At 47.3% G+C, this 15,870-nt stretch carries 11 protein-coding genes; 9 read left to right on the forward strand and 2 right to left on the reverse strand.

The features are described 5' to 3' along the window. Nucleotides 1-135: 135 nt before the first annotated feature. Together iolE and iolG are read left to right on the forward strand one after the other, a co-directional pair. A complete protein-coding gene (gene iolE / locus AAHF22_RS13485) occupies nt 136-1,041 on the forward strand; it encodes a myo-inosose-2 dehydratase (protein WP_347325539.1) in 906 nt (301 codons plus the stop codon). A 269-nt stretch (nt 1,042-1,310) separates the two neighbouring features. Next, nucleotides 1,311-2,348: a bifunctional inositol 2-dehydrogenase/D-chiro-inositol 1-dehydrogenase gene (iolG, locus tag AAHF22_RS13490; protein WP_347325540.1), complete on the forward strand. Its 1,038-nt coding sequence runs from the start codon at nt 1,311-1,313 to the stop codon at nt 2,346-2,348. Nucleotides 2,349-3,126: 778 nt separating this feature from the next. On the opposite strand, the gene AAHF22_RS13495 is transcribed toward iolG, so the two are convergent. Next, complete coding sequence (locus AAHF22_RS13495) at nt 3,127-3,876, reverse strand: DeoR/GlpR family DNA-binding transcription regulator (RefSeq protein ID WP_347325541.1); 750 nt, start codon at nt 3,874-3,876, stop codon at nt 3,127-3,129. A gap of 365 nt (nt 3,877-4,241) precedes the next feature. On the opposite strand from AAHF22_RS13495, the gene iolA reads away from it, so the two are divergent. The 6 genes from iolA to AAHF22_RS13525 all read left to right on the forward strand — a co-directional run bounded on the left by iolA (nt 4,242) and on the right by AAHF22_RS13525 (nt 13,061). Further along, nucleotides 4,242-5,717 (forward strand): methylmalonate-semialdehyde dehydrogenase, encoded by a 1,476-nt coding sequence (iolA, locus tag AAHF22_RS13500; protein WP_347325542.1) that lies wholly within the window; start codon nt 4,242-4,244, stop codon nt 5,715-5,717. A 45-nt stretch (nt 5,718-5,762) separates the two neighbouring features. Then, entirely contained in the window at nt 5,763-6,584 is an 822-nt protein-coding gene (gene iolB / locus AAHF22_RS13505) for a 5-deoxy-glucuronate isomerase (protein WP_347325543.1), read from the forward strand. 93 nt (nt 6,585-6,677) lie between these two features. Then, nucleotides 6,678-7,667 carry a 5-dehydro-2-deoxygluconokinase gene (gene iolC, locus AAHF22_RS13510; RefSeq protein ID WP_371834066.1) on the forward strand — a complete coding sequence of 330 codons (990 nt, stop codon included), beginning with the start codon at nt 6,678-6,680 and terminating at the stop codon, nt 7,665-7,667. Between the two features lie 37 nt (nt 7,668-7,704). Beyond that, nucleotides 7,705-9,618 carry a 3D-(3,5/4)-trihydroxycyclohexane-1,2-dione acylhydrolase (decyclizing) gene (iolD, locus tag AAHF22_RS13515; protein WP_347325544.1) on the forward strand — a complete coding sequence of 638 codons (1,914 nt, stop codon included), beginning with the start codon at nt 7,705-7,707 and terminating at the stop codon, nt 9,616-9,618. Nucleotides 9,619-9,942: 324 nt separating this feature from the next. Next, on the forward strand, nt 9,943-10,824 hold the full coding sequence (fba, locus tag AAHF22_RS13520) for a class II fructose-1,6-bisphosphate aldolase (protein ID WP_347325545.1): 882 nt from the start codon (nt 9,943-9,945) through the stop codon (nt 10,822-10,824). Nucleotides 10,825-11,078: 254 nt separating this feature from the next. After that, on the forward strand, nt 11,079-13,061 hold the full coding sequence (locus AAHF22_RS13525) for a DUF2961 domain-containing protein (RefSeq protein WP_347325546.1): 1,983 nt from the start codon (nt 11,079-11,081) through the stop codon (nt 13,059-13,061). A 486-nt stretch (nt 13,062-13,547) separates the two neighbouring features. Here the strand turns inward: AAHF22_RS13525 and AAHF22_RS13530 are convergent, their stop codons facing one another. After that, nucleotides 13,548-14,300, reverse strand: coding sequence for a DeoR/GlpR family DNA-binding transcription regulator (locus tag AAHF22_RS13530; RefSeq protein WP_347325547.1), 753 nt, complete (start codon nt 14,298-14,300; stop codon nt 13,548-13,550). Nucleotides 14,301-15,380: 1,080 nt separating this feature from the next. Between AAHF22_RS13530 and AAHF22_RS13535 the strand changes: the two genes are divergently transcribed. Continuing rightward, nucleotides 15,381-15,812: a hypothetical protein gene (locus AAHF22_RS13535; RefSeq protein WP_347325548.1), complete on the forward strand. Its 432-nt coding sequence runs from the start codon at nt 15,381-15,383 to the stop codon at nt 15,810-15,812. The last annotated feature ends 58 nt before the right edge of the window (nt 15,813-15,870 follow it).

Below are 15,870 nucleotides of genomic sequence, written 5' to 3' on the forward strand. Positions count from 1 at the left end.
ACGGATACACGTATAAAAAATATAAAATGCAATTGACTGTAAGCGCTTTTAGTAATAATATTTAATCATATTATAATCAAAAGTTGATCATTATTTCACCAATATACTCATTTATAGAGGGCAAGGGGGACGGATATGACCGCACAGAGCATTCACTGGGGCATTGCGCCGATTGGCTGGCGTAATGATGATGTACCTGAGATTGGGGCAGGCAATACATTATCGCATTTGCTGAGCGATATTGTAGTTGCCGGATTTGAGGGGACAGAGGTAGGTGGCTTTTTCCCGTCAGCTGATATTTTGAAACGAGAGCTACAACTGCGTAAGTTACGCATTGCCGGTCAATGGTTTAGCAGTTATTTGATTCGGGATGGATTGGAGCAGGTACTGCCTCATTTTCGTGCACAATGCCTGTATTTGCAGGACGTGGAAGCTAGTGTGATCGTCATTTCTGAGCAGACGTACAGTGTGCAGGGACTGGATCGCGATGTGTTCGCCCAGAAGCCTTATTTTAACGATGAGGAGTGGGATGTGCTTTGTGGCGGTCTGAATGAGCTTGGCAAAGTAGCCGAGGAGTATGGACTGAAGCTTGTATATCACCATCATATGGGGACCGGTGTACAGACGGCGGAAGAGATTGAGCGCCTAATGGCAGGTACGGATGCAGCCCATGTGCATCTGTTATATGATACCGGACATATCTATGTGTCGGATGGAGAATATATGTCTGTGCTGCGCCAGCATATCGACCGGGTGCGTCATGTGCATTTTAAAGATGCACGTTTGCAGGTGCTATCCGATTGCCGTGAGCAGGGCAGATCGTTCCGCGATTGCTTTTTGAGCGGCATGTTCACTGTGCCTGGAGATGGGTGCATTGATTTCAGTGAAGCGTATGACTTTTTAATCGCACAAGGGTATAGCGGCTGGATTGTGATCGAGGCTGAGCAAGACCCGGATGTAGCGCATCCGCTGGAATATGCGCTGATTGCGCGTCGATATATTGATGAGCAGCTGTTACGCTCGGCAGCACATCATGAATGACTACAGATTACTAATCATGGGGTAAAGTTAACCGTACAAGAGTGTGGATTGAAAGACGCTGGACGCAAGTTAAAGCACATGTATTGGAACGTCACGCTCCAAATTAGTAGGGGATGGATATAGATGGAATGTACAGTATAGACAAAATGTAGGATGCAGACAATATTCATTTTAGGATACCGATAGACTGTAACAGCGTAACGCTGCTTCGACAGACAGACATAAAGGTATACAACTCGTAAGCCCATTTTATTCAGGAGGCCAGCAAAATGACATTACGTATTGGAGTTATCGGAACAGGTGCGATCGGACGGGACCATATTCGCCGGATTACATGCAATTTGAGCGGGGCTGAGATTGTGGCGGTGACGGATGTGAATGCAGACGCAGCAGCGCTGGCGATTGAAAGCTATGGCTTGAGCGGTGCGAAGATTTATCCAGATGACCTGTCGCTTATCGCGGCACCGGAAGTGGATGCCATTCTCGTCGCAAGCTGGGGTCCTGCTCATCAGCAAAGTGTGCTGGCAGGTATTGCCGCAGGCAAATACGTGTTTTGTGAAAAACCGCTGGCAACGACAGCAGCAGGCTGCCGCGAGATTGTGGAAGCTGAGATAAAGCATGGTACACGACTCGTGCAAGTCGGCTTTATGCGCCGTTACGATAGCGGCTATATTCAGCTCAAAGAGGCGGTAGAATCCGGTTTTATCGGTGAACCGCTTATGATTCGCTGCGCCCACCGCAACCCGTCCTCAGCAGACCTGTATACGACCGATATGGCGGTTACCGATACGTTTATCCATGAGATCGATGTCCTGCACTGGCTCGTCAATGACGATTACGTATCCGCACGCGTCGCTTTCCCGAAAAAAACACGTAACGCCCTGCCCCATCTGCGCGATCCACAGGTGATTACACTGGAAACACGCGGCGGCATCCTGATCACGACCGAAATTTTCGTCAACTGTAAATACGGTTACGATATCCAATGCGAAATTATCGGCGAAGAAGGCATCGTGCGCCTACCCGAAGTAGCCGGCATCACCTACCGCAAAGACGCTCAGCTGGGCATGAACCTGCTCATGGACTGGAAAGATCGCTTCATCGACTCCTACGACCGCGAACTGCAAGATTTCATCGACTGCATCAACCAGAACCGCACACTACAAGGCCCAACCTCATGGGACGGCTACGTCGCAGCCGTCACCGCCGACGCCTGTGTACGTGCCCAGGAATCCGGTCAAGAGGAAGCGATCGAGCTAGATGAAAAACCGGAATTTTACGGCGGCATCGCGCTGCGTAGTGTGTAAAGTAGAGTAACCACACACTAAGTGCGCCGCCAAATGAGTAGTATAAGCATAGAGAAGATAAAAGACAAAGAAAAAATAAAAACAAAGACAACAAACAGCCTGTCGAGCAGGGAAATTCCCGTTAGCTCAGATAGGCTGTTTGTTTACCGTAAAAGGTTTTAAAACCCCATTCAAAATAAAAAAAACATGCAGTTAAAGTAACCATCGCATTTAAAGCATTAATTGAAGTTGAAGTAAATAGAAGTAGTCGAAGCAATAAAAGACCTTCCTACCGCTACGCGCCCTTGAGCACGTTAACACTATTGTTGCGATGGGCACGGAGCGAAAGTAAGGAAATAAGGGGAAAGGACGACTTACAGTGTGATTGATCTCCTAGCACATGGTTCAATAAAAAGGGAGTTTTGCGAAGTAAAATATCACACTGCTTTTGAGTACAGCAATCTACCATGAACTCCTACTCCATAGATTTCTGTGCGAGACGGAAATCCATCCTAACTTGCAGTTAAAGTACTACTTACAATGAAAGCAATAATTGCAGTCAAAGTAAAAAGTAATAAAAGACCTTCCTGCCACTACGCGCCCTTAGGCGCGTCAACACTATTGTTGCGATAGGCACGGAGCGGAGGGAAGGAAATAAGGGGAAAGGGCGACTTTGGAGGGGCGGGAATCTTCATTCCTTCCCATTCCAAAAGATTCCCGCGGCTCCACCGGAGTCCCGTCCCCTTATTCCTTCCCAGAGCGGATTGCCATCCCAGCAACCCAGTTTGCGCGCCCCCTCCTAAGGGTAGCGTAGATCAATTGCATGCCGCGCACAAAACTCAGCATACTGCTCATCCAGCGCCTCCGACGAGATCAAAATATCCACATCCTCCAACGCCGCATACGTGAGCAATGTCGATTTGCCAAACTTACTGCTGTCTGCCAGTGCAATTAGCTGTTGCGCTTTGCTGGCAATCGCCTTTTTGATTTCATATTCCAGCAAGTCCGAGTTGGTCAACCCGTGGCTAATGCTCACACCGGTAGCCGCCATAAACGCTTTGGTCACATTGTATTTTTGTAACGATAGCGGATTATCCATCCCGACAAAAGATCGCGTATTCGCCTTGTACGTATTGCCGATCACAAGCAAACTCACATTCGGCATATCGGCAACTGAATTAATCACATCCAGACTATTCGTCAAAACCGTCAGCCGCAGCTCCGGGTTCAGATGCTCGGCAATATGGCGCGTAGTCGTTCCGGAATCGATATACACCAGATCATCCTCATCGATACAGGCAGCAGCCAGACGAGCGATATCGTTCTTTTTGATCTGGTTGCGAGTCGTCCGATTTTCAAAGGGTACCAGTTCGCTTGTCGAAGTTACACCGCCGTATACCTTTTCGATCGAACCTTTGCCTGCGATTTGATTAATATCGCGGCGGATCGTATTTTTGGATACCTCAAAATAGTCACACAGCTCATCCAGTGTCACATTTTTCCGAGTATGAATATACGCCTCGATATCCTGTAGCCGTCTCGCTTTCATACACATTCTCCTATAACTTTTGATGACTATAATATAAAATATAACCAAAATATAATCAATATATGATTAAAAATATGGACATGATGGTTAACTGAACACCTTTAAAACAATGAAAAGATGAAAATAAACGATAATTTTGCCGGATTGAACGTCATTTATTTGCTTGTATAGCAATACTTTTCAGCGATTTTCATTCAAAAGTCAACGAATGGAGTTATTTTGCGAATAGAACAGGGTTGACGATAAAATGTTTATTATATATCATACGAATATAACCAAAATATAACCAAATGATGATTCGTGAAGCCGAAGCAGCGATGCACGGTAACATTTCAAATTTGCAATGTTGAGAGGAGCCAGGAAGTATGAGTACACTGACAGGCACGGCGAGAAAGCTGAAAAACTATATCGGCGGCAAATGGGTAGAGAGCAATACTACCGTATATGAAGACGTTTACAATCCGGCGACGAAAGAATTGATTTGCCAGGTACCGATCTCGACTCGTGAAGATCTCGATCATGCAGCCGAGGTAGCAAAGGCAGCTTTTGAAAAATGGAAGCAAGTTGCCGTGCCAAGACGCGCACGTATCCTGTTTAACTTTCAGCAATTGCTCAGTCAGCACCGTCAAGAGCTGGCACGTCTGATTACGATGGAAAACGGTAAAAACCTAACCGAAGCGCTGGGCGAAGTAGGACGCGGCATTGAAAATGTCGAGTTTGCAGCCGGCGCGCCAACGCTAATGATGGGCGATTCGCTTGCATCGATCGCAACCGATGTGGAAGCAGCGAACTATCGTTATCCGATCGGGGTGGTGGGCGGCATCGCTCCATTTAACTTCCCGATGATGGTGCCATGCTGGATGTTCCCGATGGCGATTGCACTCGGTAATACATTTATCCTCAAGCCATCCGAGCGTACACCGCTATTGACAGAGAAACTGGTACAGCTGTTCTCTGAAGCAGGTTTGCCGGACGGTGTGTTCAATATGGTATATGGTGCACATGATGTCGTAAACGGCATTTTGGAGCATCCCGAAATTAAAGCCATTTCGTTTGTCGGCTCCAAGCCAGTGGGCGAATATGTATTCAAAAAAGGTAGCGAGAACCTGAAACGCGTACAGGCGCTAACCGGTGCGAAAAACCATACGATCGTGCTAAATGATGCACATATGGAAGATACATTAACAAACGTCGTCTCCGCAGCTTTCGGCTCTGCTGGAGAACGCTGTATGGCATGTGCAGTCGTTACGGTCGAAGAGGGGATCGCTGACGAATTTATCGCTCGTCTCAAAGAAAAATCGGTACAGGTGCAGATTGGTAACGGTCTAGATGACGGTGTATTCCTCGGTCCGGTTATTCGCGAAGACAACAAAAAGCGTACCGTACAATATATTGAAAAAGGCATCGAAGAAGGGGCAAGTCTGCTGCTGGATGGACGTGAGCGCATGTCTGATGATGGCTACTTTATCGGTCCAACGATCTTTGAAGATGTCACACCGGACATGACGATCTGGAAAGATGAGATTTTCGCACCGGTATTATCGGTCATTCGTGTGAAAAACTTGAAAGAAGCGATCGAGATTGCCAACCAATCGGAATTTGCTAACGGTGCATGTCTGTTCACCTCCAATGCGAATGCGATCCGATACTTCCGTGAACATATCGATGCGGGTATGCTCGGCATCAATCTGGGCGTGCCTGCCCCGATGGCATTCTTCCCGTTTTCCGGTTGGAAATCGTCCTTTTATGGCACACTGCATGCAAACGGCAAAGACAGCGTCGACTTCTATACACGCAAAAAGGTTGTAACCGCACGTTATCCAGAACCCGATTTTCAATAATCCTATAGGCCATCATCCTACGGGAACGATACAGGAGGAACTGAAGTGACCAGTCATCTGCTGCGCAAACCCCAATCTCAATCCATCGGCGAAGGCATCACATTAATTCAGGAAGTGTTGACCGCTAATTCGCCGCTGGAATATGTAGGCTTCAAGTTGATCGATCTGGCTGTTGGTGCTGTATACGAACAGACAGTAGAGCAGGATGAATGTTGTATTGTTGCACTAACTGGCAAAATTACCGTGAGCGAAGGCGAACATCGTTTCGAGAACATCGGTACACGTGAGAGCGTATTTGAGAAAAAGCCGACTGACAGTGTATTTGTGTCTGGTGGTGCTTCCTTTACGGTCGAAGCGATGACGCCTGCGACAGTAGCATTATGCTATTCTCCAGCATTAGAGCCAAGGCCGACCAAGCTGCTTCCAGCTTCCGGTGTCGGTGTCGTTCATCGTGGGAAATATAACAATCAGCGCATGGTGCATGATATTTTACCGGATAGTGATCCGTCTGCTAGCAGTTTACTCGTAGTCGAAGTGTATACAGAAGGTGGTAATTTCTCCAGCTATCCACCGCACAAGCATGATCGTGATCTGTTGCCAGAGGAATCGCTGCTGGAAGAAACGTATTATCATGAGCTGGCACCGAAGCAGGGCTTTGTGTTCCAGCGTGTGTATACGGATGATCGTAGCATCGACGAGACGATGGCGGTGGAGCATCGCAATGTCGTTATCGTGCCAGCGGGATATCATCCGGTCGGTGTGCCAGATGGCTACACATCGTACTATTTGAATGTGATGGCTGGGCCAAAGCGGATATGGAAATTTTATAATGAACCGGATCACGAGTGGATTTTGAACCGCGACTGAGCCATAGCGGAAAGCGGTGCGAGCGTGGCTGGATAGTCGCAGCACCGCTATTCGCCTGTCAGATTGCCAATCGATAAAGGAGCGTTGAAGCGAATGATGGATATACCGAGCAGCACCCCGCGTTTTGAACTGGTAACACTGGGCCGTGCCTGTATTGATCTGAATGCAGTAGAATACAACCGACCGATGGAAGAGACGATGACCTTTTCCAAATATGTAGGTGGATCGCCTGCTAATATCGCGATTGGAGCCGCACGTCTTGGACTGACAACCGGCTTTATCGGTAAAATTGCCGATGATCAGCATGGACGCTTCATTCGTAGCTATATGGAGCATGCAGGTGTGGATGCAGCTCATTTTGTTGTCGATACGGAAGGGCATAAAACAGGCCTGGCCTTTACGGAAATTAAAAGCCCGGAGGAATGCAGCATTTTGATGTATCGCGACGATGTTGCCGATCTGTACTTACGTCCCGAAGAGATCGAAGAAAGCTATATACGCGATGCCGGTCTGTTGCTCATTTCCGGTACGGCGCTTGCGCAAAGTCCATCCCGTGAAGCGGCAGTACAGGCGATTCAGTATGCACGTCGTCATGGTGTGAAAATTGCGTTTGAACTGGACTATCGTCCGTATACGTGGACATCACCTGCGGAAACATCCGTCTATTATTCACTCGTCGCCGCACAGTGCGATATCGTTATCGGTACACGCGATGAATACGATGTGATGGAAAACCGCAGTCACGGCTCAAACGAACAAACGATCTCAACATTGTTTGCATCCGGTGCCAGTCTGGTCGTGATCAAACATGGCGTAGAAGGCTCTTATGCGTATACCAACACAGGCGAGACGTATCGTGGACATGCCTACAAAACCAAAGTGCTGAAAACATTCGGTGCTGGCGATTCGTATGCAGCAGCATTTCTGTATGCAACGATTCGGGGCAAAGATATCGGCACAGCACTGCAATATGGGAGCGCTGCCGCTTCGATCGTCGTGAGCAAACATAGTTCCTCTGATGCGATGCCGACTGTCGATGAAATTGAGACGCTCATCGCCCAGCAACCCGTCATTCCGTCCTGAGTAGCCTATACATTTGAATCGAAGGTGGAGACTCCTAATGGGAAATAAAATCAGACTCACAACCGCACAGGCGCTGATCCGCTTTTTGAATCAGCAATATATCGAAGTTGACGGTGTAGAAACACCGTTTGTTGAAGGTATTTTCAGCGTATTCGGTCATGGCAATGTGCTCGGAATCGGACAGGCGCTGGAGCAGGACGCAGGACATTTGAAAATTTTTCAGGGTAAAAATGAGCAGGGGATGGCGCACGCCGCTATCGCCTATAGTAAGGAAAAGCTGCGCCGCAAAATTTTCGCTGTCACTTCATCGTCAGGTCCTGGCTCTGCCAATCTGGTGACCGCTGCTGGTACCGCGCTAGCGAACAATATTCCAGTGCTATTGCTGCCAGCGGATACATTTGCTAGCCGTCAGCCTGATCCGGTGTTACAGCAGATTGAACAGGATTACAGTCCAGCTGTGACGACGAATGATGCGCTCAAGCCGGTATCACGTTACTGGGATCGTATTACTCGTCCAGAGCAGTTGATGAGCAGTCTGATTCGTGCGTTTGAAGTGCTGACCGATCCAGCCAAAGGCGGTCCGGTGACACTTTGCATTTGTCAGGATACAGAAGGCGAAGCATACGAGTATGATGAAGTCTTTTTCCAGAAGCGTGTTCATTATTTGGATCGTGCCGAGCCGAACGAACGTGAGCTAGTTGCGGCAGAGCAATTGATCCGTAGTAGCACAAAGCCGCTGATCGTTGTGGGTGGCGGTGCGAAGTATTCGGGCGCGCGTGAAGAGCTGATTCATATTTCCGAAACGTATGGTATTCCGCTTGTGGAGACGCAGGCAGGTAAATCGACAGTCGAATCTAGCTTTCCACATAATCTGGGCGGCTTAGGTGTGACTGGCACATTGTCTGCTAACAAAGCGGCACGTGAAGCCGATCTGATCATCGGAATTGGCACACGATATACCGACTTTGCGACTTCATCGAAGACCGCATTTGATCCAGAACATACGCGCTTTCTCAACATTAATGTAAGCCGAGCACAGGCGTACAAGCTGGATGCCGTTACCGTCGTTGCAGATGCGAAGCAGGCGATTCAGCGTTTGCAGGAACGTCTGACTGGATATAGTAGCGCATGGGGCAGTCAGATTGGCGAGTGGCGCCAGGAGTGGGCTGCTGAGCGTCAACGTCTGGCGGAAATTAGCTTCCAGCGCGAAGGCTTTGATCCGGAGATTAAGGGACATTTTACACAGGAACAGTTAAACGAGTATGCTGACGCATTGCAAACGGAGCTGACGCAAACAACTGCACTTGCTATGGTGAATGAAGCGGTCGACAGCGATAGCATCGTCATTGCAGCCGCAGGTTCATTGCCAGGCGATATGCAGCGGATGTGGCAGGCGGATACACCGAATACGTATCATTTGGAATACGGGTATTCATGTATGGGTTATGAAATTGCCGGTGCACTCGGTGCCAAAATCGCTCATCCCGACCGCGAAGTGTATGCGCTCGTTGGCGACGGTAGCTTCCTGATGCTGCATACCGAGCTAATTACAGCGATGCAGTACGATTACAAAATCAATATTGTGCTGTTCGACAATTCCGGCTTTGGCTGTATTAACAATTTGCAAATGGGTAACGGTGGCGGTAGCTTCTATTGCGAATTCCGCGATACGAGCAATCGCATTATGAATATCGATTATGCGAAAGTGGCGGAAGGCTATGGAGCGAAAGTATATCGCGCCAATACGCCAGACGAGATTCGTGCTGCGATCGAGGATGCGAAAGGTCATGATGGCTGCACGCTGATCGAAATGAAAGTTTTGCCAAAAACGATGACCGATGGCTATGAAAGCTGGTGGCATGTCGGTGTAGCTGCCGTTTCCGAGCGTGAAAGTATTCAAGCGGCGCATGCCAGCAAGCAGCACATGCTGGAAAAGGCGAAGCAGTACTAAGCGGACGAACAACCTTATTATAGGAGCAAACGATCCTATACATGTTGGCTGCATACAGTGACGCGATCAACGATCGTATACAATGATAGCGGCAAGCATGATCATAGAAGCGTGTCTTTCATTGAAAGTTAAACCCTATACTATACATGACATGTCGAATGGCTATATAACGCTAAGCGTGAACGGCAGTCCTTTCAGTGCGGTTTAACGATTTGTGCTATTGATCATTTAAGTATTACTGAGGAAAAGCGACAAATTCATTGTATACAGACAGGCGCATGGTAAACATTACCTGCGCCTGTGCTGTACAGAGGAGGCTCATGCATGACGCTGGTATCCATGAAAGAAATGTTGCAACAGGCACGCGAGCAACAGTATGCAGTTGGTCAATTTAACGTCAACGGATTGTCGTGGGTCCATGCGATACTGGATGCGGCGCAGTCGGAACAGGCGCCAGTCATTGTAGCAGCATCAGATCGCCTGATCGACTTTCTCGGTGGTTATCGTACGATTGCTACACTCGTTCGTGTACTGGTTGAGGAAAAGGGTATCACCGTACCGGTCGCCCTGCATCTGGATCATGGCAAATCGGTTGAAAGCTGTCTACGCGCGATCGATGCGGGCTTCACGTCCGTCATGTTCGACGGCTCTCACGGACCGATTGAGCAAAATATCGAGCACACCCGTCAGGTTGTCGAATATGCGGCACCACATGGCATTTCCGTTGAAGCTGAAGTTGGCACCGTAGGCGGTGTAGAAGACGGACTGGTGGGCGGTATCCAATACGCCGATCTGCACGAATGTGTACGCATCGTCGAGGAAACTGGCATCGATGCGCTTGCCGCTGCACTCGGTTCGGTGCATGGCAAATACATCGGCGAGCCAAAGCTTGGGTTTGCCGAAATGGAACTGATCTCACAGGCAATCGGCATCCCGCTCGTGCTGCATGGCGCATCCGGCATTCCATTAAATCAGCTCACCCGCGCGATCGAACTAGGTCACGCCAAAGTGAACATTAACACCGAGAGCGTTACCGCCTGGTCGCTCCAGTTGCGCCAAACGCTGGCAGATCATCCGGAAACAACTGAACCACGCATCATCCTCACACCAGCACGTCAGGCGATTGAGGATAGCGTTCGCGCCAAAATTCGCGAATTTCGCTCCACCGGCAAAGCTGCTGCGGTATTCACCCAGCTGGTGGATTGATGGAAACGAACAGATGAAACAATAGTAATTCATCATTATGAATGTGAATGATTGCACGGCTGAGCAATCGACATATCGTGCAAAACCAGCAGAATTTTCAATTTAATCTGAAAATCGTTCAATCCCGCTCATCGCTTCCTTCTTTATAATGAGCGATAAAGCCATCGCCGCCCAGCGATTCGCTGCCATTCCACTGGCTGCGGATGTGCTCTGCGGCGATGTTGCGTTTATATGAAGAAAAGCGGTGATGAATGATGAAGGAACCTTTACAGAATATAAATGAACAAATCAGCCAGCCATTCAAGGAAAATCCGTCTATTTTGCATCAATTTCCAACCGTAGCAGCAGGTATCGATAGCCTGCTGCGCTTTGATCTGCTGCCTCGCCTGCGCAATGATGTACAGGTGCGTTATGAAGGCAGTATCGACAAGCAGGGCTTTAATGCGGATTGGGATTGGTGGCTGTATAAGGAAGGCAGGGAATGGGTCATTTTTGATGTGGATGGGCCGGGGTGCATTTACAATCTGGTGCAGCATCGGTATCCAGATAGTGAGGAGCCGACGTTTTTCTTTTATTTTGACGGGGAAACAGAACCTCGTTTTCAGATTCGGCATTCGGAGTTTGGGCAGAAAGCTCCGTTTACTGCGCCGCTAGCGGATCAGTATATGGGACCGAATGATAACGGTAGAGGGCCGATTCGAGTCGTGCGTAGCTTTGTACCGATGCCGTTTGCCCGGTCATGCCGGATTACGACCGATATTCGTTTAAAAGGCGCTGCCAAAGGCGATGGCGGCTGGGGGCATGTGATGTACCATACATATGCCGATGCACAGGGCGTTGAAACGTTTACTGGAACAGAGAATTGGAGCGAGCTGCTACACCAGTGGAATGATGTGGGCAATGATCCGAAGCCACAGACGGAAAGCGAAACGGTATCATTGGCACAGCTACATCTTCCTGCTGGGCAGGCTATAATGCTACTAGAGCAGACCGGATCGGGCAATATCGTATCGATCAAAGCACGCTGGCATGATGATCCAGCAATGGACATTCCCCGTTCCTTGCTACATGACATCTGGATTGTGGCACACTGGGATGATCATCAGCAGCCGGATGTGGAATGTCCACTGGGCGCTTTTTTTGGCAATGAACTCGGCTATAATCGAATCGGGATTTTGTCGCATGGACAGCGTGAAGATGGGCAATGGTATCAGTATTTCCCAATGCCGTATTGGAATGGAGCGCATATCAGGCTGCACAATCGAGGAACCGAGGATGTCGATTTTGCACAGTGGGAGATTCGTTATACAACAGCCAATAAACATCTGTATCCGCAGCATGACACCGGCTATTTCCGCACGTCTGCCTATTATCCGCTGCAAGCTCGTCATGGGCAGGATAGTATTATCGGACAGATTAGCGGGCGTGGGCATCTGGTAGCAGGGCAGGTGACGGCATTTGCGCGTACAGTGGGCATCATTAGCTGTGAAGGTGATGTGCGTGTGTATATTGATGGCAATGCGACACCGCAGGTGGAAAGCGATGGATCAGAGAGCTGGGTTAATTACGGCTGGGGCTTTCCGACACCGCCGGAGATGAATCCAGCTACGGCTTATGATGGTTTGCCAGACAATCCGTGGTCGATGGTACGGCTATGCAGTGGCGATTGTTATCCGTTTCGGCAGCAATTGATATTTGGCATCGAATCGGGCGAATATAACAATCAGTATTTGCGGCATTCCGGCATTTTGTTTTATTACGGGCAGGATGGAGAGGGCATGACGCTGACCGATGAGTTGGATGTGGGTAATCCGGCATCTGAAAGTATTCATGAGTATCATACGGCAGGCAGTCGGGGATATTATGCGCTGGAATCGAGCTACGAAGGCGATGCCGACGATGTACTCATTACGGATAAAGGACATGAAACAGAAGGGTGGAGTCAATTCGTCGTATCGATCTCGCCGGATAATGCCGGTGTGCGACTGCGTCGGCGTTCCGATCAGATCACCGGACGGCAACGGGCAATCGTATATGTGGATGATCAGCAGGTAAAAGAGCGGAGCTGGTATGTCGCTGACCGCAACCCATATAAACGCTGGCTGGAGGATGAGTTTGAAATTCCGGTTACGTATACGGCAGATAAAGAGCAGTTGACGATTCGGTTGGAATACGTGCAGGAAGGCGAGACACGGGTTTGGAATGAATTTTACTATTGGATCTATAGTCTGAAATGATTGATTGGCAGGCTAATCTAGGATGAGCGGAATAATGCAACGATAAGTGCTTGAACAGCAATCATTCTCAATAGTACATCAAAGGTTGGCGCTATTGGCAGCTACGATCATCGATAGATAGACTTCTCTGTGATAGATGATCGTAGCTGCAATCTCTTATTTGGATCAAAGTGGTTTAACATTGTGGGTTCCACGAAGTTTGTGCTCTTATTCCTCTATAGCTACTTTACGCTGAAGAAATATCCACAACGAAGTGCTATCAACACAATCCTCTATATAATAAAGTCTTCTTAACACTGAATCCAGAGAAGTCATGACAGCACCTTAAGCAGATATAGCTATTGAACTGGATACCATACCCAAAAGATAAGCGATAATCACATTAACGTACCACATTAAGGCACTACCTCAACGCACTACCTCAACGCACTACCTCAACGCACTACCTCAACGCACTACCTCAACGCACTACCTTAACGCACTATCTCAAGGCGTAACGATACGAATACCGTGTTGTCCTGCATACTGCCGATATTCCTCACCAGGCTCGCTATTTGTAATCAAATAATCGATATCACTGAGCGCACAATACGTCGTTAGCGCATATTTATCGAATTTGCTGTCATCGACCATAAGCAGCACATTGGAACTCTTTTTCACTACCGTGCTCTTAATATCCGTTTCCAGCGGTGATGAATTGGTCACTCCATTTGTAATTGAGATGCCTGTTGAAGCGAGAAACGCTTTATTAATATTGTATTTGCTCAGCAACTCAATGCTCTGGAATCCTACAAAAGAGTCGGTACGACGCTCAAACATGCCGCCTGTCGAGAAGATGGTCAGATTTGCATAAGGCTTCGCCCCATGAATAAAATCAAAATTGTTCGTTACAATCGTAACCTGGCGCTCACAAATATAAGGCAATAGCTCCAGCGTCGTCGTGCCGGAATCGACAAAAATCACATCGCCATCCTCGACAAAGTGTGCAGCCAGCTGTCCAATCTTCTGCTTTTTAGTCAGATTGCGATCTTTACGCTCGTTAAAGCCGACAAGGGTCGAATGATTGACGGATACACCGCCATATACTTTATTTAAAATGCCCGAATCGACCAGAGTACGCACATCACGGCGAATCGTGTTTTTCGACACACCAAAATGCGCTACTAGCTCTTCCAATGAAACGGACTCATGCTCGAATACATACTCTTTGATCTGATTAATACGTTGTGATTTGATCATGTGTTGATTCTCCTATGGTCAATGTGACGAAATGGAATGCGTAATGCTGTCCGCTATTATTGTAAACGTTATTGGACAAATGGCAAAGACTATCCTATCTATCCTACAGGTGAGTGCACAGGCTCTCTATCTATATGACATTAAATATATGTATATTTTAATATAGGAAATCAAAGATATCGTATAGGAAACGTTGGATAGAAGGAGCATACACATTGCTATGCTCTAAAAACGTACCATTACGTGATATAATGCTGCATTTTCCTCTTCCTTCATAGCGTCTCACTCTATCCACTTCATCTCTCTTTAGTATCCTATCTCGCAATAGGACCTGCAATAGACAGTTTGAGTCGCCGATGGTCTGCTAACGGTGTGCTCCCTTCCTACTTCATCGCTTTAAACGCCATTTCTGTCCTACTTCGCCTTTCATTTTCAGCTTATATCGCTAGTTGTTACCCGTCCCCCCCAATAAACACGCTCTAATCCACTTTTTTAGCAAAAAATATAGATAGCGATTCCTCGTCATTCGCATAAAAATAATAGCTTTTTTGCGAAATGTCGAAAAAGGGAGAAAGTAAGTAGTACCCCAACAATGCAAATAGGATGTAAAATGTCGACATGATTCCACCTTTAAAAGTGAACCTAATTTGAAAAAAATGCGAAAATACTCATAAATCCCCTTCATATTGGCTGATGTATAGCTTTAATTATACGTGAAATAAGCCTGTTTACAGCGTGAAAAGCGCTGAAATCGATTGATTTCACTCATGCTGGTTATAAATATAGTAATAACGCAAACGCGCTGCAAAGGAAAAAGGTAGGATAAAGCCATTTAATTACTATTAAGTATTAAGAACCATTTCCTATTGTAGAAACTATGGTTCTGGAGGCATACTTAAGTCACAAACAAAAACACGATTCGCCAAATAAAATGTCGGAAAAAGACGAAAAAGAGGAAGAAGCTATAAAGAATATGCAATTTTTTCCGATAAAGATAGTAACAAGCACATGACGAGACAAGTAAAGTGAACACCTGACTATCAATAATATAAAATGATGCCAATCAAGGGGGCTAACCTTATGAATTATAATCAATTGACTGACGTGAAAATTATGGAGAAAGCAAAACCGGTTTCTGGTGGTTGGTTCCGATTTGTAGAAAGCACTGAAACGACTAAAAATTCCAATGAGCCAGAACAATGGGCTGCTATTTATCATAAAGAGAATGATAAGTACATCGTAACCAATGACTTTCTGAATGTAGGACTGAATGATCCGGCTGGCCGTGTATCTCTGGTTGGTTATGGTGAAAACCTGGATGGCATGATGTTCGTCATCTGGGAGCACCAAAAAGAGATGGGCAAACAATACACCATCCTCGATCAAATTCGCGAAATCAAAAGCGAAGAGATGGAAAAAGCAAGCCAAAAAATGTGGAGCTGGGAAGACAAATCCGCAGACACGACGTACTTCAAGCACGAAATGTTCAATCCCTGGGAAGAAAGCTATTGATTGATCGTTACGGATACATCCGTACTTGAACGACAACAAGCCCTTTCGTTGCGGTAGT

This window comes from Paenibacillus wenxiniae, assembly GCF_039822605.1.
Classification (GTDB): domain Bacteria; phylum Bacillota; class Bacilli; order Paenibacillales; family Paenibacillaceae; genus Saccharibacillus; species Saccharibacillus wenxiniae.